Genomic DNA, 19819 nt, shown 5'->3' with positions numbered 1-19819 from the left:
GAGCGAGCTTGCTCGCGATCCGGGCTGTGACGTATCGCCAGCAAGCTGGCTCCTACACGCGCTCGATGATGGTGGCGATACCCATGCCGCCACCCACGCAGAGGGTGGCCAGGCCATAGCGCAACTGGCGCTTCTCCAGTTCGTCGAGCAGGGTGCCGAGGATGGCGCAACCGGTCGCCCCCAGCGGGTGGCCCATGGCAATGGAGCCGCCGTTGACGTTGACCTTGTCCGCGCTGACGCCCATGTCTTGCATAAACTTCATCACCACCGAAGCGAACGCCTCATTCACCTCGAACAGGTCGATGTCATCCACCTGCAGGCCGGCCTTGGCCAGCGCCTTGCGGGTGGCCGGCGCCGGGCCGGTGAGCATGATGGTCGGGTCGGTACCGGTCACCGCGGTGGCGACAATGCGCGCGCGCGGCTTGAGGCCCAGCTCCTTGCCCTTGGCCGCGGAGCCGATCAGCATCAGCGCCGAACCGTCGACAATGCCGGAGCTGTTGCCCGGGGTGTGCACATGCTCGATACGCTCGACATGGCTGTAGACCCGCAGCGCGGTGCTGTCGAAACCCATCTGGCCCATCATCTCGAAACTCGGCTTGAGCTTGCCGAGGCCTTCGAGGGTGGAGTCACCGCGAATGAATTCGTCATGGTCGAGCAGCACGATGCCGTTCTGATCGGTGACCGGAATCAGCGACTTGCTGAACGAGCCATCGGCGCTGGCGCGTGCGGCCTTGTGCTGCGAGCCCAGGGCGAAGGTATCGACATCGGCACGGCTAAAGCCCTCCAGGGTGGCGATCAAGTCCGCGCCGATGCCCTGAGGGGTGAAATGCGTGTGCATATTGGTTTCCGGGTCCATCACCCAGGCGCCACCGTCGGAGCCCATGGGAATCCTCGACATGGACTCCACACCGCCGACCACCACCAGATCCTCGAAGCCGGAGCGCACCTTCATCGCGCCCAGGTTCACCGCTTCCAGGCCCGAGGCGCAGAAACGGTTGAGCTGCACACCGGAGACGCTGACGTCCCAGTCCGCCACCATCGCCGCGGTCTTGGCGATGTCGGCGCCCTGATCGCCCACCGGGGTGACACAGCCGAGGACAATGTCATCGACCTGGCTGGTGTCCAGCTTGTTACGCGCTTGCAGGGCTTTGAGCAGGCCGGCGATCAGACTGACCGGTTTGACGCTATACAGCGCGCCGTCCTTCTTACCCTTGCCGCGGGGCGTACGCAGCGCATCGAAAATAAATGCTTCGGTCATGGCGTCCTCAAACCTCCAATGGAGGGATAGGTGACGGCGCGTCGTAGCCTGACAGAGGCCTGTCGGGATTCGGCATCTAGGACTGCCCTAAGTTCGGCAGACTCACTGCACTTGACTGCGCCTGTTGTGGTTCGGCGGATCTACCATACGCCCAGGCAGCACAGGCTCAATGACCGAAGTGCTCAGGCCTATTGACCGGTCTGCTCAGACGAACGGTCGCTTAGTGGCGTAATGCAGGCACCCGCTGCACAGCAGCGTCTGGCTCAAGGGTTGCTTGAGCCTTTTGCTGAGCAGCAGCTGAGTTGGGCATAACTCATCGTTCCAAGACGCGACGGGCTAGCAACCAAGTCATCTAAAGGATTTGTGATCTGAGCCCTAGAGTTACTAAGACTGCATTGCAGTAAGCATGCAGTAGAAATGCCGCTGCCGGGTTTTGCCGGAGCGGTTTCAGTACACGCCCAGGCGTGACGCTGCAGCCCGACAGGACGTTAGAGCGGGCAACCGACGCCACACCAACAAGAACAAAAGGCAGATGGCCATGTTTAATCAGCCAAAAATCCGGCAAGCGAGCCTGATCGTATTTGCCACCACGGTGATTCTTATCCTTCCCAACCTGACCCGTCTGGTCAGCTGAGCACTCGGCGTCCTTGGCGCTGCGTACCCACGTAGCGCGGGTCGCCTTTCGCGACGATCAGCAGGCCGCTGAAAAAACCAGCGAGCGGTGCTGAGGTTAGGCCAATTCAGGCCACAACGCGGCTTTACCCGTTGTACCTGGGCATTCGATTCGCTTCGCGCCCCTTAGGCGACGCGCTGACGCGCGTGCAACGCTGCGCTTTTCTGAATACTGGGTTCAACGCCGCATACCGGAACGCAGGGTTTTGCAACCACTGGCGCGCAACGAACTAGCGCCAATATTCGCCAGGCGGTGCCGGCAGCCGACCCAGCAAGTCACGCAGGCCACCACACCATTGCTGGCGGATCCCCTCGAAATAGGCATCGCCGTCGTTGACCCGATAGCCCGTCGGCACCTCCAGGCTATCGGCCTTGTACGCCAGCAAGTCCAGCGGCATGCCTACCGAGAGGTTGCTGCGGATGGTCGAGTCGAAGGAAATCAACGCGCACCGCAACGCCTGCTGCAAGTCCATCCGGTAGCTCAGAGCGCGATCGAGGATCGGCTTGCCGTATTTGCTTTCACCGATCTGGAAGTACGGCGTGTCCTCGCTGGCGACGATGAAGTTGCCCTGCGGATAGAGGTTGTAAATCGCCGGTGCTTCGCCGCGGATCTGCCCGCCGAGGAGAAAGGAGCAGCCCAGGTCGACGCCCTGGGTCAGGGTCGCACCGCCGTCACGCGAGAGCACCTCGCGGACGGTATCGCCCACTAGCGTGGCGGCAGCGAATAGGTTCGACACTGTGTACAGATGCTCGCCATCACCGTTCAGCCGTTGCCGTAGCAGGCCGATCACCGACTGCGAGGTAGCCAGATTGCCGGCGCTTTGCAGCACAATCAAACGCTCACCCGGTACCCCGAACACATGCAGCTTGCGAAAGGTCGCGATGTGATCGACCCCCGCGTTGGTGCGAGAGTCAGAAACGAACACCAGCCCTTCGGCCAGGCTCATGGCAACGCAGTAGGTCATGCTTCACCTGTAACGAACACAGGCGCCCGGTGCAACTTAGCAGCTGCACCGGGCGCGATTGAGTGGCTTGCCGAGACAATCTTACTGTTGCTGGACCTGCAGCAGGGGTGAAACTTCCACATGTGCATGCATCTGTTCGCTGCCACCGCCCCGACGCATGCCCCGCACCGGGCACGCATCCAGGTAGTCCAGACCGACGGCCAGCTTCAAGTGCCGCTCGGGCTTCGCCAGGCAGTTGGTCACATCGAAGCTGTACCAGGCGCCGTCCAGCCAGGCTTCGGCCCAGGCATGACTGGCCAGGTGCTCGCTGCTGTCGGTGTACAGATAGCCCGACACATAACGCGCCGGAATCCCCAGGCTGCGGACGCAGGCAAGAAATGCATGGGCGTGATCCTGGCACACCCCCTGACGCCCGGCGAAGGCCTCGGCGGCGCTGGTTTCGACTTCGGTGGTGCCGGGTTGGTAGCTTATGTGCGCATGCAAGGCGCCCATCAGGTCGATCAAGCCGGTGCGATCACGGCGAGTCCTGCAATGCTGACTGGCGAACTCACGCAGCGCCTGATCCGCCGCGGTCAGGCGGGTGAAGCGCAGAAACGGCAAGGCCGATGGCGCCTCGTGCTCGGCCTCGCGCAGTTCATCGATGACCACCTGCCCCTGGGCGCCGATAATGATCGAGTCATGCGGTTCTTCCAGGGTCAGCACATGCAGGATATTGCCGTAGGGGTCGAGTTGCGCACGCACCGGCCGCGGCAACTTGAGCTCCCAGCTGAGCACCTGCTGGCGCTCACTGTCATGCGGAGTCATGCGCAGGTACTGGATACTGGTACGCACCTGATCTTCATAGTGATAGGTAGTGGCGTGGCTAATGGACAGTCTCATTCGACCTCCAGGTAGGAACTTTGAATGGATTGGCCCAACTGGCGTACCAGCAGGATGAAATCGGTGAGCCAGGCGTGCAGCCCCTCATCCAGAACTTCGTTGATGCTGGTGTAGCGCAAGCGCGCTTCCAGCTCCGCCGACAGGCGTTGCGCCCGACGACCGTTGTCGCCCGGCAAACTGGCGAGCATCAGGTTGAGTTCATCCATGCAGGCGCGCAGCGAACGCGGCACGTCGGGACGCAGCAGCAATAACTCGGAGACCTTGCGCGTACCCGGCGAGCCGCGGTAAATCTCGGCGAAGGCCTCGAACGAGGACAGTGCGCGTAATAGCGCGGTCCACTGGTAGTAGCTACGCGCCGGGCGACCATCGATTTCGTCGATGTCCTCGCCGAGCATTTCGTAACGCGCATCGAGCAGACGCAAGGTGTTGTCGGCACGTTCGATAAAGGTGCCGAGGCGAATGAAGCGGTAGGGATCACCGCGCATGATGGTGCCGAAGGTGGCACCGCGGAACAGGTGCGAGCGTTCCTTGACCCACTCGCAGAAACGGCTGATGCCGTAGCGCCCCAGACCCTGTTCGGCAATACCGCGAATCTCCAGCCAGGTCGCGTTGATGTTCTCCCACATGTCCGCGGTGATTCGCCCGCGCACCGCGTGGGCGTTGCTGCGCGCCGCGCCCAGGCAGCAGTAGATGCTCGCCGGGTTCTCTGCGTCCAAGGCAAAGAAATGCAACATGCGTTCGGCGTGCAGCGGGCCGTGGCGTTCCAGGTACTCATCCAGGGTGCCGGTAATCACCAGCGGCAAGGCCAGTTCTTCCAGTCCATCGCCACGACCATCCTGCGGCATCAGCGAGAGCAAATAGCTGACGTCGAGCATCCGTGCGAGGTTCTCGGCACGCTCCAGATAGCGCGACATCCAGTACAGGTCAGAGGCAGTTCTACTGAGCATGATGCGACTCCTTAATCCTCGACGACCCAGGTGTCCTTGGTCCCGCCACCTTGCGACGAATTAACCACCAGCGAACCTTCGCGCAGCGCGACACGGGTCAGACCACCCGGTACCAGACGTACTTCCCGGCCGGACAGGACGTACGGGCGCAGGTCGATATGCCGCGGCGCGATGCCGTTCTCGACAAAGGTCGGGCAGGTCGACAGACACAGGGTCGGCTGGGCGATGTAGGCCTCCGGCCTGGCGATCAGACGGGCACGGAAGGTTTCGATCTCCGCCGCGCTCGCCGCCGGCCCGACCAACATGCCGTAGCCACCGGAGCCCTGGGTTTCCTTGACCACCAGCTCGGCCAGATTGGCCAGCACATGGGACAATTCGGCCGGCTTGCGACACTGCCAGGTCGGCACGTTCTTGAGGATCGGTTCTTCATCCAGGTAGAAACGGATCATCTCGCCGACATAGGGGTAGATCGACTTGTCGTCCGCCACACCGGTGCCGATGGCGTTGGCCAGTACCAGGTTGCCGGAGCGATAGGTCGAGAGCAGCCCCGGCACACCGAGCATGGAGTCCGGATTGAAGGCCAGCGGGTCGAGGAAGTCATCGTCCAAACGCCGGTAGATCACATCCACCTGCTTGGCTCCCGCCGTGGTGCGCATGTACAGCCTGTCGTCGCGAACGAACAGGTCTGCGCCCTCGACCAACTCCACACCCATCTCGCGCGCCAGGAAGGCATGCTCGAAATAGGCGCTATTGAAGCGCCCCGGCGTCAGCACCACGACATTGGGGTTATCCAGCGGGCTGGAGGTCTTCAGGGTATCGAGCAGCAGATTCGGGTAGTGATCGATAGGCGCGACACGCTGCGCAGCGAACAGCTCGGGGAACAGCCGCATCATCATCTTGCGGTCTTCGAGCATGTAGCTGACGCCGCTCGGCGTACGCAAGTTGTCCTCCAGCACGTAGTAACTGCCATCGCCGTCGCGCACCAGGTCGACACCGGCGATATGCGCATACCGATTGCAGTGCAGATCGAGGCCCTGCATGGCCAGTTGATAGCCCTCGTTGGCCAGCACCTGCTCGGCGGGAATGATCCCGGCCTTGATGATGCGCTGGTCATGGTAGAGGTCGGTGAGGAACATGTTCAGCGCCTGCACCCGCTGGATGCAACCGCGTTCGACTACGCGCCATTCACTGGCCGGGATGCTGCGCGGAATGATGTCGAAAGGAATCAGCCGCTCGGTGCCCTGATCGTCGCCATAGAGGGTGAAGGTGATACCCGCGCGATGAAACAACAGGTCGGCCTCACGGCGACGCTGAGCCAGCAAATCCGCCGGCGTATCCAGCAACCAGCGGGCGAATTCGCGATAGTGCGGGCGGCAATCGCCACTCGCCTGGTACATCTCGTCATAAAAGGTGCGGGCCATGCCGTACTCCTTGTCACCCGGATGTACCCATGCATTGCAAAGCCCGCGCCAGAGATATTATTCCTTACAAATCAACATCCTAAATAAGTTAAGAAGACATGACGCACTGATACTGGGCAATGCCATGCCTCCACCGAAGCGACGCGCGCCATTACACGGCAGCATTCGATTGGCAACGCTCATGCGGGATCTGATTTACCCCCAGCGCAACGACCACCAGGCGGGTACGGCGCGGTCGATCGGCAGTACTCGCTGCGCTTAGCCCGCAGTTCGATACGCCTGACCAAGCCCGGAGTGTGGATCACCCGCCCGGGTTGCGCCGGTTGCAACATGCTGCCGCCTCCTGATGGCTCCCGAGTATCGGCTCATCGCCCCCGGCGCCGCAGCAAGGGTTGGCCACGGTCGCATCACCCTTTAGCGCAGACACCGGCAGCCTGCAGTGGGCGGCAGAATAGCCCCGCTCTGGCCGATTCGCTCAGGCGAACGCCAGTTTCAACCAATGCCGGTAGAAGCCTTCAGCCACCTGATTGAGGGCAGCCGCTTTGATTGGCAGGCCTTCCAGCATCTGCGCCTTGCTCTGCTGGCTGGGCTGGCTGTCGTCGAGCAAATGTGACCAGTCATTGAGCCACAGACGCACCAGCTCCTCGTCCATCTCTGGATGGCCTTGCACCGCGAGAATCGTCTCGCCCCAGGCAAACGCCTGGTTCTCGCACCATGAGTTGGTCAGCAGACGCTGCGCCCCCACGGGCAGGGCGAAAGTATCGCCGTGCCATTGAAAGATCGGAAACTCCGCCGGCAGATGCGCCATCCATGGGCTGGAGGCAGCCGCAGCCGTCTGCTGAACGGGCTGCCAGCCACTTTCGGTATAGGCCATGCGGCTGATCTCGGCGCCGAGTGCCCTGGCCAGCAACTGCCCGCCCAGGCAGTGGCCGATCATTGGAATATCGCGCTGGATGAAATGCTTCAACGCGGCAATTTCCGTGTTCAGCCACGGCAAGGCATCGTTGACGCTCATCGGCCCGCCCATGATCGCCACGGCTTTCGGTCGATCCAGGTCAACGCCGTCCAGTTCGCCCAGGTCAACGCGCAGGACGCTGAAGGCGCATTGCGCTTCATCCAGTACCCTGCCCAAGTGGCCCGGTGTGCAGTAATCGGTATGAGTCAGAATCAGGATATCGGTCATGAACAGCCTCCGCCGCCCAGTTTGAGGCAAAGCGGTGGCTAGGGTCGAGTCCGGTACAGCAGATCGAGTGAGCGAGCGAGGGAGGTGCACACCGGCCGGCCCTGGGCCAACCGGTGGCTATTGCCGATAGCTTATGACGTTCAAGGTCGCAGGCTTTTGACCTCCTGTGTCACGCCCCAACCATCCAACTTGCCCCCGAGAGGGATCACTACCGAGCCCATGTCCTGCTCGAAGTCACCAATGCCGACGTGAGTGGCAAACATCACTTTGCTGACTTGCAGATGCCAGACGCCGTCGTCGCGAGCACTGACCTGGGCATTCAAGGATTCACCACGAAAATTACCGGCCGCCAGGCGAGCCCGCTCCTCATCCGGGAAAATGGCGTAGAACTCGATTGGATGAAAGCTGGCGAAGTCGAAGCCACCCTCCTTCATCCGCCGTAACACACCGCTGCTGACATCATCATGTATGGCTGTGCTCATGAAGTAATCTCCTCAGGCGATGGATGAATTAACCGATTTTCCATTGCAACCGCCAGAACTGCGCGGTGTCGCGACACCTAAAGCGATGTCGCCCGAGAATCAAGCAAGGGCTGCTTGATGTGTCATAAGCCAGACCTGAAGCCAGGACTGGTCGACGTTGAGCCATTCAGTGCGAAAAACTCAGAGCCGTCTATTGCAGAGTAGTGCGTCCTCGGCCGATTTGTCGACTTTCAAGACAGCTGGTGAAAAAACCGCTGTTCATCAGCCAGGCTGGCAGCACGCTTTTCACCCAAAAACCCAGGGCAAAAAGCCACCTATGCCCTACGCCCGACTAAGCCAGCGCATGATCAGGGGAGATCCAAACCGGGGAAAGCCGCCCGGACCAGCACATCAATTTGAACGCCACACTGACTGGACGATGCACCTTCGCGCCCTGCGCCTGCTGCCAGACAGCCGCGGCTATGTCTTCGGCCTTGAGCTTAACGCCCAGACGTTGCATGACCGGGGCCACGAAACACTGGTTGGCCAGCATCGGCGTGTTAACGAACGGCGGCATCAAGTCGCCGACGCTAATGCCGTGCTTGGTCCACTCCAGATCGAGTGCCTCGAAATAATCACAGCGCAGTAGCCCCGCACAATTACGGCAAACGCCATTGGCCGCCATGCAGCGTGCAGAACTCCGCCAAGGCCGCTTTCACAGCAGTTGCATCCACCACATCCAGCGGGGCATGCCGGGCGCCCTCCAGCTCGGCCGCCGGCGCCATCACGCCACTGTGATCGCTATCGAGCAGGCCCACCTGCCAACCGCGCGCATGAAACAACCGCGCAGTCGCCGCGCCGATCCCCGAGGCGGCGCCGGTGATCAGGGGGTTGTCCATTCAGCAGCCTGGCTCGCGCAGGAAACTCACCACCCGACCGAGGGCGAAATCCGCCGCCTTGAGCAGGCCGGCATGAGCCTGGAACAGATGCCATAGCTGCGGATAGCGTTCCAGACGCACCACCACGCCGGCCGCCTTGGCCTTTTCGGCGAAGCGCAGGCTGTCGTTGAGCAAGAGCTCGTCCTCATCCACCTGGCTCAACAGCGGCGACAGACCCGGGTCGTGACGCGGCACATCCTGCGGGCAATACAGCGCCACCGCCTGCTCGATCCATTGCCGATGGAGCAGCGGATCGCCGGCTGGCGGTTGATGCAGCTGGGCGAAGGTGAAGTCGGTAACCGGTGACAAACACACCAGTGCGGCCGGTTGAGGCATGCCCAGTTCGCGCAGGCGCAGACTGGTGACCAGGCTCAAATTGCCTCCGGCGGAATCGCCACCGATGACAACCTGCGCCGGCGTATAGCCAAGGTCGAGCAACGCGCAGTAGGCCGCCAGCGCATCGTCGCGAGCAGCCGGATAAACAAACTCCGGGGCCAGGCGGTAATCCAGGGCGCAGACCTCAAGCTGCCCATGTTTGGCCAGGTTGGCGCAAATCGCCCGGTGGGTGTGCGGCCCGCCGATCAGGTAGGCGCCGCCGTGCAGGTAGAGCAGCACGCTACCACTGCTCTGTGGCGGGCGATGCCACTCGCAAGGCCGGCCGCCGATTGTACCTGCCGTACGGTTGACGCCAGTACACGGCAATCGGCATCGGTGGACGCACCAGGCTGTGAAGCCACCCGTAGGTTTTTCCCGGGTCAGAACCACGCGACGCTAGCCCGTCCGGCAACGCGCTCTAACCGCCAAGCGGCCCTCGTTCGCGCTGATTCTCCTGCCAGCCTGGAACAACGAACACCGGCGCGTCCGACGGCTTCAGCAGCGCTCTGCCGAGGATGTGATCCGCGCCCTTCTCGCCGATCATGATGGTCGGCGCATTGAGATTGCCGTTGGTGACAGTGGGCATGATGGATGAGTCCACCACCCGCAGGTTTTCAATGCCGTGGACGCGGCACTGGGGATCGACCACCGCCATCGGGTCGGTGCCCATGCGGCAGGAACCGCAGGGGTGATAGGCCGTTTCGGCGCTCCGGGCCAGCCAGTCGTCAATCTCCTCGTCGCTCTGCACCTGCTTGCCCGGCGAAAGCTCCTCGCCGAGGAAAGGCTTGAACGCAGGTTGCGCGAATATCTCCCGGGTCAGGCGCAAGCCCGCGCGGAACGCCTGCTTGTCTTCCTCTTCAGCCAGGTAATTGAGGAATATCTCCGGCGCGGCAGCCGGATCGCTGGACTTCAGCCGCACGTAACCCCGGCTCTTCGGCTTGTTGGCGCCCAGATGCACCTGAAAACCGTGGCCTTCGGCGGCGCTGGAACCGTCGTAGGCGATGGCCCCGGCGAGGAAGTGGTATTGCAAGTCCGGATACTTGAGACCGGCCCGACTGCGGATATAGCCATTGGACTCGAACTGGTTGCTCGCCCCCAGGCCACTCTTGAAGAAGAACCAACGGGCACCGATCAGCAACTGGCCAAACGGGTTGAGCCAACCATTGAGGGTAATCTTCTGGGTACAGGCTTGCTGAACCCAGACCTCCAGATGGTCGTGCAGGTTCTCGCCAACGCCAGGCAGATCGTGAACCACCTCGATGCCATGCTTGTGCAGCTGTTCCGCTGGACCAATGCCGGACAGCATCAGCAGCTTCGGCGAATTGAAGGCACTGGCGCAGAGGATCACCTCGCGCCGCGCCTGCACCCGAAACGTCTTGCCCTGCTGGCGGTACTCGACCCCGACCGCGCGCTTGCCTTCCAACAATACCCGAGTGGTCAGGGCGTGCATCTGCAGGTGCAGATTGACCCGGCTCAACGCCGGTTTCAGGTAGGCATTGGCGGTGGAGCTGCGCACCCCGTTACGCACGCTCATGTCCATCCGGCAGAAGCCTTCCTGGCGATAGCCGTTGTAATCGTCGGTCTGGCCATAGCCTGCCTGGCGACCTGCCTCGATGAAGGCGCGATACAGCGGATTCTTCATATTGTTGCCGTTGCACACCCCCACCGGCCCGCCGCTGGAGCGGTACTGATCGGCACCGTACAGGCAGTCTTCGGCGCGTTTGAAGTAAGGCAAGACGTCGGCGTAACCCCAGCCTTCGGCGCCCAACTCCACCCATTCCTCGTAATCCCCGGCGCAGCCGCGTACGTAGGCCATGCCATTGATCGAGGAAGAGCCGCCGATCACCTTGCCGCGCGCCTGGTGAATCTTGCGCCCCTTGAGGCCCGGTTCCGCCTCGGTGTACAGCTCCCAGTCGAAACGCGGTTTATTCAGCGGGATGGAAAAAGCCGTGGGCATCTGAATGAAGATCGAGTTGTCCTTGCCGCCGAACTCCAGCACCAGGACCTGGTGCGTGCCATCGGCGCTCAAGCGGTCCGCCAGCACCGAGCCGGCCGAACCGGAACCGACGATGACGTAATCGAAACCCTGATCGAAGACTTGCTCGTTCATGGCATGGCTCCTTCGCCTCAGCGTCCGGCGGTGGCGGAATCGTCGGGCATCCTGGTCTCGCGGCCAGACATCTCCCGCTGGGTGTGCAAGAAGAACATATGGCGCTCGTATTGATCGAGAATCTCGCCGATCACCTGTTCCTGAGTGTAGCCGGCCAGGTCGTAGCCTTGACCGCCCTCACCGATGTGCACTTCCTGGCGGTAATAGTGCGGGCCCGCACCGGTCGCGCGCAGGGCGAATGCCGGCATCGCACCCCGACGCGGCCAGATCTGATAGGTGAAGTCCTGCTCGCCGCCCAGGTCCACGTTCAGCTCGCCCCAAGCTTAGCCTTGGTTGTGAGCCAACACCTCTCAGCACCGGTGCAATGCATAGGCAAATCTGTCAGCTGCAGCTCTCCGCTCAGCGCATGCAGTGATACTCACGGAGGTCCAGCGCGCGGGTCAGACGACACAACGTCAGGCTTGAGCCCTGCATACAGCTTCGGGCAGACTGCCAGCATCCTTATCCAAGGCGAACCGACATGGACGTGGTCAAAACCCTCAAACCCGGCATGAACGGCACCAGGCGCCTTGTCGAAATCTACGGCGACGACCTGATCGCCGTGCGTTACCGCCTCGATCCCGAACGTCAACTCAGCTACACCACCGTCGAACTAATCATCGAACGCAAGCCCGCGCCGGTAAAAGGTATCAACCGCACGGCCCAACGCCTTTATCAGAACCGCCAAACCGTTGCCTTGCGCATACTCCGACACGAAACCGACCTGCAACGGCTGGTGCAAAGTCCGGGGGCCAGATGGCAGCCTGACCGACAGCTGTGGCTGATGCGACAGGGCGATGCAATAAAGCTGGGCCTCAGCGAGCGGATCATCAAATGATGATGGTCAGATATGGATACGCGATGCCTACATGTGGACACCGTTACCAGATATGGGAACAGTGGTCATATGTAGGCATGCCGCATAATTATAGTTATGTTTCATTAGGAGAGTTCTGTGCATAAGCAAGCATATGATGCCAAGGGAAGTCATATCGGAACATTTGATGGTGAATTCCTTTACAGCATGTCTGGAAAGATCGCGCTACGCGTAGATGGCGATGAAGTCTATACGACAGAAATCCCATGTAAATGCATTGGCGTGTATGAAAGCAATGAAGCCAGAAAACTAGATGGCTCACTATTATTTCGCACAGAAGAATAGGCCGACAACTGCCAAGGAATTCCCATGACAGTCACAACCAAAAAAGACGAAAAAATTGCAGCTACAGTTGTCGCTTTAGGAGAAAATTTCTCGCCTGATGAATTCGTTGAGAAGCTCAAAGAATTGCACCCAAAAGACTGGGAGAGAATCGAGCGAAATTTCCGTAAGCATGAACGAGACACCAAGCCTGGAAAAAGCCACCCAATGCCTGAACCCAGTCAATACATTAAAAACGCTCTTAATGTTTGGGCAGGCAAGCGTAAATGAAACATAACAACTCACTGGACTCGCAAAAGCTGCGCTTTTGCTCGCCTGTTAGCTTAATCGTTAGCTTACTTAAGGAAGAGTAATGTATCCGCCAGCATACCCACACGACCAAATACAAAGCCTATACCCCGGAGTGTTTCTGCTGCATGGCAGTATTAAGATGGGGCCAGGGATGAGAATGAACAGAAATATGGTCATTCTACAAAGCGGTTCAGAAATCACATTAATCAATCCTGTTCGCATGAACGAGGAAGGTCTTGCTGCTTTGGATTTACTTGGAAAGGTGAGCAAAATAATTAGGCTTGGCGACTTTCATGGCCTTGACGATGAGTTTTACCTGAATAGGTATAAATGTGAGCTTTGGGCTCAAAAAGGTCAGGAAACATACAAATCGCCAAGCCCAACAAGAGACATCAACCCAAACACTACTGGCCCCATCGAGAATTCTGAATTTTTCATTTTCGAGTCTGCCACTTATCCAGAAGCAGCACTCCTCATTAAAGAACACAAGCTATTAATAACCACTGACAGCATCCAATATCATTCTGACTGGAGTTATTTTTCGTGGCTTACGAAATTTGCCTTTAAGTTATTAGGCTTCAAAACAGGCCTAAATATTGGTGGCCCTTGGTTGAAACGCGTAACCCCAAAGGGTAAGACGCTTAAAAAAGATTTTGAAATCCTTTTAACTCTCGACTTTGACGCCATCATTGCTGCACACGGCGCACTCATTGGAAATGGCGCCAAAGAATTACTTAAAGTCGAAATTAATAATGTGTTCACGTAAGCTAACAACTGGTACATGGACTCTCCCCGCAAGCGGTGAGTAATGCTTTTTCTGCCCTGTCGTCAGTGCGGTTGCATTCGTATATCCGGCCTGTGTTGGGGGCTATCGCCCTGGCCACTCTGCAGTTCGCGCAACGGGGGCCAAGCGTTCCGGCTGGCCCACGGCGGTCTTCAAGGCGAGCCCTGTTACAGCCTCTAAATACCACCCAACTCGATCAGGGTGTAATTACATTGCCCGCGGTGAAATCTGCGTAGCGTATGATGGCCTTCAACTGCCCTTGCGCATTGCGCCGATATTTGTAGAGGTTGCCTCTCGCCCGCCCCACGAAGCGGCAAGTCGGTTGATCGAAAACAAGGCAAATCTGCCCATCGGGCATCACATGCCAACGCCCTCGCCTGACTTCCCAAAAGCGTTCCTGCAGCACACTTCCATTGGCATCGTAGTAGGTCAGGGTGTTGATTTTTCGCCCGAAATTGTAAGAGCGGACTGTGTGACCTGAAAACGCCGTGGTCACCTCCTGAGTATTGAGCAACAGTGGATCGTCAATACTGCGGGAAGTGAGGCCCGTGCAGCCTGACAATACGACTGCAACTGCAAGCAGCGTAAGTAATTTTCTCATGATGGCAACTCCCTTCCCCGCGCTAGAAAGCGAAAAGTTCGCTCGACCATATCGGTCTGGGTAACGCACAAGGCAAAGTCATGCGTGCCCCCTTTTAACTCGTGCAGGTACAGATTGGTTGCATGGCCAAGCGCTCGCCACCGCTCAACCCAGTTGTGCGCGCGCGCCAGGCGGTGCAGCCCCTGCTGCTCATCGATGCGCTCGCCCTTGCGCAAACTGGCATCGCGCTCGGTATCGTGATCACCGACTAATACCAGCGTGGGAATCTTGCTCATCACCCTGACGGGCGCCGGGCCCGGTAGCATCGAAGGCCAGTTTGCAAGCCCTCGCGGATATTTCACCGAACGCTCCGGGAAGGTGTACCAGCCGGCACCCGCGAGCACGAGACTACTCACGCGAGCGGGATAGCACAGCGCATAACGGTGACAGAATTGGGCGCCTCCGGAATAACCGAACATATCCAGAGTCCAGCCCTGTTCACGCAGATCGCCGGCGAGGCTGATCAGCATACGATTCAGCGCAAGATCAGCACGGGTATAACCCTGGGCATTGTCCAGGCGCTGATACCCGGGAAATCGCTCTTCGCTGAACTCCGGTGCGAGCAGGCGGACACCCAGTCTGTCGGCAGTAGAGCTGAAAGCTTCTTGCTGTTGCTTGGCGTTTCTCGAGATGCCATGGATACAGACCAATAACTTCTGTGGCTCCACGAGAGCGGGAGGTTCATAGAACCACGCGGACAGTTCACGCGTGCGATAACACTCAACCTTGGCCATAGTTAACCTCATGACGTTGTGTCCGATGCCCCACTGAGGTCTCGCTCTGACTGTCAAATATTGGCTGTGGTAACACCCAGCAGGTGGTCGCCCAACTGGGATAATTGTCGGTTATGCGGGTCACGATAATAGTGCCGGGGAAATAATCGCTGAGCCCGCTAAGCAGCTCATCGACTTCGACATGATTCGACAACGCGGGATGGTCTATCAGCAGCAACGATGGCCGCCTCAAGAGTGCACGTGCGAGCATCAAGCGCAGTTCTTCTACGCTGGATAAGTTGACGCCCCTGCTGCCCAGCTGGCTGTCCAAGCCCTTGGGTAAACCTTCGACCAGCGCCCGCAGACCACAGAGGCTGATGGCCTTGTCGATATCTTCCGGGCCACCCCGACGCATGCCATAGGTCAGGTTGGCCCTGATGGTTGTTTGCCAGAGTGACGGTTCGTTGACCAGCACAATCCGGCGCTGCCGCTCGTTTGTTGCCAGGTCCTCGAGCTGTATCGCTTCGATCATGCAGCGCAGGTCAGACATGGGCTCTATCCCTGCCAGAGCACGTAACAAGCGACTCTTGCCGGAGCCCGACGCTCCCGACAAGATGACCCGTGCACCCGCTGGGGCATCCAGTTCCAGTTTAGCTGCGCGCCCTGAGGTAACGCACAGCGCGACTGAAACCGGAGCACCCGTAGGCAATTTGAGCCTTTTGCCGCCCGCCGCTACCGTTGCTCGCCTCAGGAAGCGTTCCAGCTTGGAGCGAGCCAGTTGGTACTGCGTCCAGTACTCGTAGATACGTCCCAGTCGGCGTAACTGCGGCAACAGGTACAGCGCCACGACGATCACCAGGACGAACTGATCCGCGGAAAGCTGATTAGCCAGCACTCGATAATGGCCAACCAAGATGAGCAGCCCGAGCAGAATCAGGCTGATGAACTCGGTACTGGCACGCAGCAACCCTCCCCCGCGCGCACGCTTGAGTTGCCAGCGGAGCATCTCGTTGCTCAACCGGTGGAAGTTGCGCTCCTCACGGCCCGTTTGATTCATCGACTGGATCAGCGCCACGGAAGCAATACGCTGATTCACGTAGTTCATCAAACGGGAGCGGTGCTTGCGGGTATTGCTGCTGGCGCGATACAGGTATCGACCGCCGAGCCAATACACCGGGAGCGCGAGGACACTGAGCACAGTCAGCACGGCAACCAGCAGCGGGTCGATGACCCATAGGGTAATCAATGCAACGGCTAACCAAATGCTCAGCACCATGACCGGCGCGACGCCCAGTACGAGCCAATTGCGCAGGGCTAAGAGGTCGCCGGTCAAGCGCATCAACAGGCTACCGCGGCCAATCCGCAAGGCGTCCTTAGTGGGCAAACGGAGGAAGTGGCCGAAGACCTGATTACGCACCTGGTGTATGTAGCTCTGCGCCACCCTTTCTGCCACCGTACGCTCTAAATATCGCCCGTACGCCAGTACCAGCACCAGCGGGGCGAGCAGCAGCAAGACCTGGATCAGCTGCCCTTGCTGGGTCATGATCCGATTGCGAATCTGCACGATGAAAAACAATAGCGACAGCGATTGAACAAGACCGATCAGGCCCAGCCCGATGAGACCCCGCCAACGTTGATCATCGATAATTCCGGCCAATTTCCTCATCGAATAGGGCTCAGTTCTCCAAGGGCGACATTTATCGTGCCGATATCGAAGATCTGATCCATCGTCAGGCAGGGCAGCCCCGTGCGAGCGCAGACCTCCTCCATCAACAGGGGCGCCTGGGTCAGTGTCCCGCTGATCGCCAGCACTGGCAGTTTCCACGACGACAGCTGCTGCACCAGCAGCAGCGCACCCGGCGCACAGTCGGCAGCGACAAAGCAGGCATCGCAAAGCGATTGAAACTCGCGATCCGCCAACAGCGCATAGGTCTCTTGCTGCAGAATTCCATCAGCGAGCTCAAGGACCAGGTAGCCCGCTTCGTGCTCGCAGGCCGCCTGTACAATCTGTTTGGTAATCCTAATCAACAACTCCGTCGGTTGCTGCCAGGTGCCCGGCAGCCCGGCATCGGTAAAGTCCAATGCGGCAATCGCGCCGGCATCGCGAAACCGCCAGACATCCGGCCCTGAGCCGGTTCCAGTCAGCTTTGCCGCGACGACTCGACAGGCCTGACGACTGAGCGTTGAAATCAGGGCACTCGCCAGGGTGGTCTTGCCGCTGTTCATACCCGTTCCCACGACCAGCAGGGTGCGCATAGCGCCCCGCTTGGTCTCACTGGGCGCTGCGCCGAGTGAGGTAAAACGACTGAGGTTCAATACCTGTCGATGTTGGTCGGCAAGCATGCCGATAATCTCGATTTCGGTGGCCGGCTTGATCTGCACATGGCGGCTGACGACCTGGGCGGCTATGCCCCCGCCTGCCACCAGATGAGCAGCGTTTCCCGCGGGCAGCGTGGCCTCGAACTGATCCGTGGCATAGCGATTGCCGGCAACCAGAATCAACTCGTCACCGACAAACAAGTTGGCGCGACGCCCATCGAGCAACTCGATTCGGGCGTGCTGCCTGATGCGTTTCACGCGGGCAAGCAGCAGATCGCCTAAGTTTGCCCCCTGCATGGGCACCAGTGCGTGGCATGCGGATAACGGCAGGTGGCGGGTCACATAACTTTGTTTGGCCTTGTGCAGGCGACTCAGCAGAGATGCGGAAGAATCGCTCATGGGCTACTCACTTCGCCAGTTGGCGGTGGATATGCCTGATCCTTGTGGCGCTAACTTGCTCGGGCGCTAGGAGCTGCTTCAATGCGCGGCTGGAGGTTGAGTTCTTGGTCTTGCGCTCAAACGAAACGCTCAACTGCAGAGCGGGCGAATAACTGATCGTTCGCTGTTCTCGAACTACAACGCGCTTTCTTTTGGTATAGGAGAGGCGTGTGCAGGCATACCGATCCACGTCGAGGACTTCAGACTGCAGCGGCATCGTGCTCCGGCCAAGCGACTCGCAGCGCCACTGCCGCCGAATGCTGCGACCATTACGATAGGTGCGGATCAAGACGAAGCGCTGGGAGGTTCCGGCCGCGGTTCCGAGCAAGCGCTCAGGATTGGAAGCATCGATCCTGGCTGAGTAGCTCTTCGCGGGGCGCAGACGGTCTTCACGGATAATTGCAGGTAGGAGGGGGTTGGTTCCATAGATGTAACGACGTTTGCGGGTGTCCTCCCAGACCGCTCTACCCTCCTGATAAGCGACTAACTTCTCCACCGCGCCATCTGAATAGAAGGCCACCGTCCCGACCTCCAGCCTAGCTTCAGCGCTGAGAGTGATCAGGGATAAGCCTAGAATCGAAAGCAACAGCTTTGCGACTGACATAAGCAGCTCCGAGTGTTTCATCACTTACGGTGCATGCTCCGGCGGGCTTACCGGACGTCCAGTAAGCGTGGCCCATCGTTCGCTGTATTCAAGTGGGTTCAAGCAGTATCCGAGGAACGGTCAAGTCAACACCCGAACGAAGACCTGGAGCCTGGCCGTCTATTTGCGTGGCGCTGCTCTATACGGGGGCCAATAGTCCTATCGCGGTACGCCGCTAACCCTGGATTAAGGTTAACGCCTGCTGTAGATCGCGGCGCAGATCGTCGACATGTTCGATGCCTACCGAGAGCCGTACCAGGTTGTCGCTGATGCCGATCTGCGCGCGGCGTTCCGCGGGGATCGAGGCGTGGGTCATCCTGGCCGGTTGGCTAATCAGGCTTTCCACCCCGCCCAGGCTCTCGGCCAGGGTGAACAGCTGGGTGGCCTCGAGAAAACGCCGGGTGCCTTCGGCGTCGGTGGCCAGGTAGATAGTGATCAGGCCGCCAAAGCCACGCATCTGTCGCGCTGCCAAGTCGTGCTGCGGGTGACTGGGCAGGCCGGGGTAGAGCACCGACGCCACCTGGGGTTGGCGCTCCAGCCAGGCCGCCAGCTCGGTGGCGTTGTCAACATGCCGTTGCAGGCGCAGCGCCAGGGTGCGCATGCCGCGCAGGCAGAGGAAGCTGGAGAACGGATCGAGAATGCTGCCCACCGAGTTATGCAGAAACGCCAACTGCTCGGCCAACTCCGGTCGGTCGGCCACCGTCACCAGCCCGGCGATCACGTCGGAGTGGCCGTTAAGGTACTTGGTAGCCGAATGCACGACGATGTCGAAGCCGTGCTCCAGCGGCCGTTGCAGGTAGGGTGAGGCGAAGGTGTTGTCGGCCACCGTGAGGATGCCGCGCGCCCGCCCCAGCTGGCCGACCTGGGCCAGGTCACAGAGCTTGAGGGTGGGGTTGGTCGGCGTCTCGACCCAGATCATCCGGGTTTCGGGTTTGACTGCGGCGGCCAGGGTCGCAGCATCGGCGTCGGCCGGCACATAGCTGACCTGCAGGCCGGCGCTGAGCTTGCGCACCCGCTCGAACAGGCGATAGGTGCCGCCATACAGGTCATCCACCGCGACTATGTGACTGTTCGCCGGCAGCAGATCCAGCACCGTGGCGCAGGCCGCCAGACCGGAGGAAAAAGCATAGCCCTGGCTGCCACCCTCGAGTTCCGCGATGGCGCGCTCCAGGGCCTGGCGCGTGGGGTTCTGGCTGCGCCCGTACTCGTAGCCGGCATGCACCCCGGGCGATTGCTGACGAAAGGTCGAGGTGGCGTAGATCGGCGGCATCACCGCACCGGTCCAGTCCGGTTCATAGCCGGCATGCACGGTCAGGGTTTCGAATTCACTCATGTTGGACTCCCTTAGGTGATTAGATCGCCAGCTGATACCACCCGCGTGCAGGAGCCAGCTTGCTGGCGATCGCCTGCGACTGTTGCTGGATCGCCAGCAAGCTGGCTCCTACGGGGTTTTACCCGCGGCGCCGAGTTGGTTTAGCAACTGCGTGCTCTAGGGTCTGTTGCCGTTTCATTCGCGGCCGCGCCGTAGCTTGTTTTTGCGCGAGGCAAGGCACGAGGAGCGCGGTTTGGTTGTTCCAAATGAGC

20 protein-coding genes and 1 pseudogene are annotated in these 19819 nt (G+C 59.9%); 4 read left to right on the top strand and 17 right to left on the bottom strand.

From position 1 onward, the window contains the following. Positions 1-52: 52 nt before the first annotated feature. The 11 genes and pseudogenes from FBY03_RS21280 to FBY03_RS21230 form a co-directional block, all read right to left on the bottom strand. The gene (locus tag FBY03_RS21280; protein ID WP_147174348.1) at positions 53-1258 is read right to left on the bottom strand and encodes an acetyl-CoA C-acetyltransferase; all 1206 of its coding nucleotides are present in this window, start codon (positions 1256-1258) and stop codon (positions 53-55) included. Positions 1259-2160: 902 nt separating this feature from the next. Further along, entirely contained in the window at positions 2161-2895 is a 735-nt protein-coding gene (locus FBY03_RS21275; protein WP_147174347.1) for a proteasome-type protease, read from the bottom strand. Between the two features lie 81 nt (positions 2896-2976). After that, positions 2977-3774: a transglutaminase family protein gene (locus FBY03_RS21270; RefSeq protein ID WP_147174346.1), complete on the bottom strand. Its 798-nt coding sequence runs from the start codon at positions 3772-3774 to the stop codon at positions 2977-2979. Then, positions 3771-4721 carry an alpha-E domain-containing protein gene (locus tag FBY03_RS21265; RefSeq protein WP_147174345.1) on the bottom strand — a complete coding sequence of 317 codons (951 nt, stop codon included), beginning with the start codon at positions 4719-4721 and terminating at the stop codon, positions 3771-3773. The genes FBY03_RS21270 and FBY03_RS21265 overlap by 4 nt, the downstream gene beginning before the upstream one ends. A gap of 11 nt (positions 4722-4732) precedes the next feature. Then, positions 4733-6142 (bottom strand): circularly permuted type 2 ATP-grasp protein, encoded by a 1410-nt coding sequence (locus FBY03_RS21260; protein ID WP_147174344.1) that lies wholly within the window; start codon positions 6140-6142, stop codon positions 4733-4735. 475 nt (positions 6143-6617) lie between these two features. Then, complete coding sequence (locus tag FBY03_RS21255) at positions 6618-7325, bottom strand: type 1 glutamine amidotransferase (protein ID WP_147174343.1); 708 nt, start codon at positions 7323-7325, stop codon at positions 6618-6620. Positions 7326-7465: 140 nt separating this feature from the next. Beyond that, a complete protein-coding gene (locus FBY03_RS21250; RefSeq protein ID WP_147174342.1) occupies positions 7466-7807 on the bottom strand; it encodes a ribonuclease E inhibitor RraB in 342 nt (113 codons plus the stop codon). A 321-nt stretch (positions 7808-8128) separates the two neighbouring features. After that, positions 8129-8685: pseudogene (locus FBY03_RS21245) on the bottom strand (SDR family NAD(P)-dependent oxidoreductase). After that, complete coding sequence (locus FBY03_RS21240) at positions 8686-9489, bottom strand: alpha/beta hydrolase (protein WP_147174341.1); 804 nt, start codon at positions 9487-9489, stop codon at positions 8686-8688. A 28-nt stretch (positions 9490-9517) separates the two neighbouring features. Beyond that, positions 9518-11209: a choline dehydrogenase gene (gene betA / locus FBY03_RS21235; RefSeq protein WP_147174340.1), complete on the bottom strand. Its 1692-nt coding sequence runs from the start codon at positions 11207-11209 to the stop codon at positions 9518-9520. A gap of 17 nt (positions 11210-11226) precedes the next feature. After that, positions 11227-11514, bottom strand: coding sequence for a hypothetical protein (locus tag FBY03_RS21230; protein ID WP_178090742.1), 288 nt, complete (start codon positions 11512-11514; stop codon positions 11227-11229). Between the two features lie 215 nt (positions 11515-11729). On the opposite strand from FBY03_RS21230, the gene FBY03_RS21225 reads away from it, so the two are divergent. The 4 genes from FBY03_RS21225 to FBY03_RS21210 all read left to right on the top strand — a co-directional run bounded on the left by FBY03_RS21225 (position 11730) and on the right by FBY03_RS21210 (position 13464). After that, positions 11730-12086, top strand: coding sequence for a hypothetical protein (locus FBY03_RS21225; RefSeq protein ID WP_147174339.1), 357 nt, complete (start codon positions 11730-11732; stop codon positions 12084-12086). A 117-nt stretch (positions 12087-12203) separates the two neighbouring features. Further along, positions 12204-12410: a hypothetical protein gene (locus tag FBY03_RS21220; RefSeq protein ID WP_147174338.1), complete on the top strand. Its 207-nt coding sequence runs from the start codon at positions 12204-12206 to the stop codon at positions 12408-12410. 24 nt (positions 12411-12434) lie between these two features. Further along, positions 12435-12677: a hypothetical protein gene (locus FBY03_RS21215; protein WP_147174337.1), complete on the top strand. Its 243-nt coding sequence runs from the start codon at positions 12435-12437 to the stop codon at positions 12675-12677. A 190-nt stretch (positions 12678-12867) separates the two neighbouring features. Further along, positions 12868-13464, top strand: coding sequence for a hypothetical protein (locus FBY03_RS21210; protein WP_256678015.1), 597 nt, complete (start codon positions 12868-12870; stop codon positions 13462-13464). A 214-nt stretch (positions 13465-13678) separates the two neighbouring features. Here FBY03_RS21210 and FBY03_RS21205 read toward each other — a convergent pair whose 3' ends face one another. From FBY03_RS21205 to FBY03_RS21180, 6 genes are all read right to left on the bottom strand, one after another. Further along, a complete protein-coding gene (locus FBY03_RS21205; RefSeq protein ID WP_147174335.1) occupies positions 13679-14083 on the bottom strand; it encodes a hypothetical protein in 405 nt (134 codons plus the stop codon). Continuing rightward, positions 14080-14856, bottom strand: a complete 777-nt coding sequence (locus FBY03_RS21200; RefSeq protein ID WP_147174334.1) for an alpha/beta fold hydrolase — start codon at positions 14854-14856, stop codon at positions 14080-14082. Before FBY03_RS21200 ends, FBY03_RS21205 begins: the two co-directional genes overlap by 4 nt. Beyond that, the gene (locus FBY03_RS21195; protein ID WP_147174333.1) at positions 14843-16501 is read right to left on the bottom strand and encodes an ABC transporter ATP-binding protein; all 1659 of its coding nucleotides are present in this window, start codon (positions 16499-16501) and stop codon (positions 14843-14845) included. Before FBY03_RS21195 ends, FBY03_RS21200 begins: the two co-directional genes overlap by 14 nt. Continuing rightward, positions 16498-17553: a molybdopterin-guanine dinucleotide biosynthesis protein B gene (locus tag FBY03_RS21190; RefSeq protein WP_147174332.1), complete on the bottom strand. Its 1056-nt coding sequence runs from the start codon at positions 17551-17553 to the stop codon at positions 16498-16500. Before FBY03_RS21190 ends, FBY03_RS21195 begins: the two co-directional genes overlap by 4 nt. 7 nt (positions 17554-17560) lie before the next feature. Then, positions 17561-18196, bottom strand: a complete 636-nt coding sequence (locus FBY03_RS21185) for a hypothetical protein (RefSeq protein WP_147174331.1) — start codon at positions 18194-18196, stop codon at positions 17561-17563. 214 nt (positions 18197-18410) lie between these two features. After that, positions 18411-19568: a PLP-dependent aspartate aminotransferase family protein gene (locus tag FBY03_RS21180; protein WP_147174330.1), complete on the bottom strand. Its 1158-nt coding sequence runs from the start codon at positions 19566-19568 to the stop codon at positions 18411-18413. Positions 19569-19819 lie beyond the last annotated feature (251 nt).

Source organism: Pseudomonas sp. SJZ079 (assembly GCF_007993865.1).
Taxonomy (GTDB): Bacteria; Pseudomonadota; Gammaproteobacteria; order Pseudomonadales; family Pseudomonadaceae; genus Aquipseudomonas.
The sequence above is the reverse complement of the archived record's forward strand: the minus strand, read 5'-3'. Positions and strand labels throughout refer to the sequence as shown.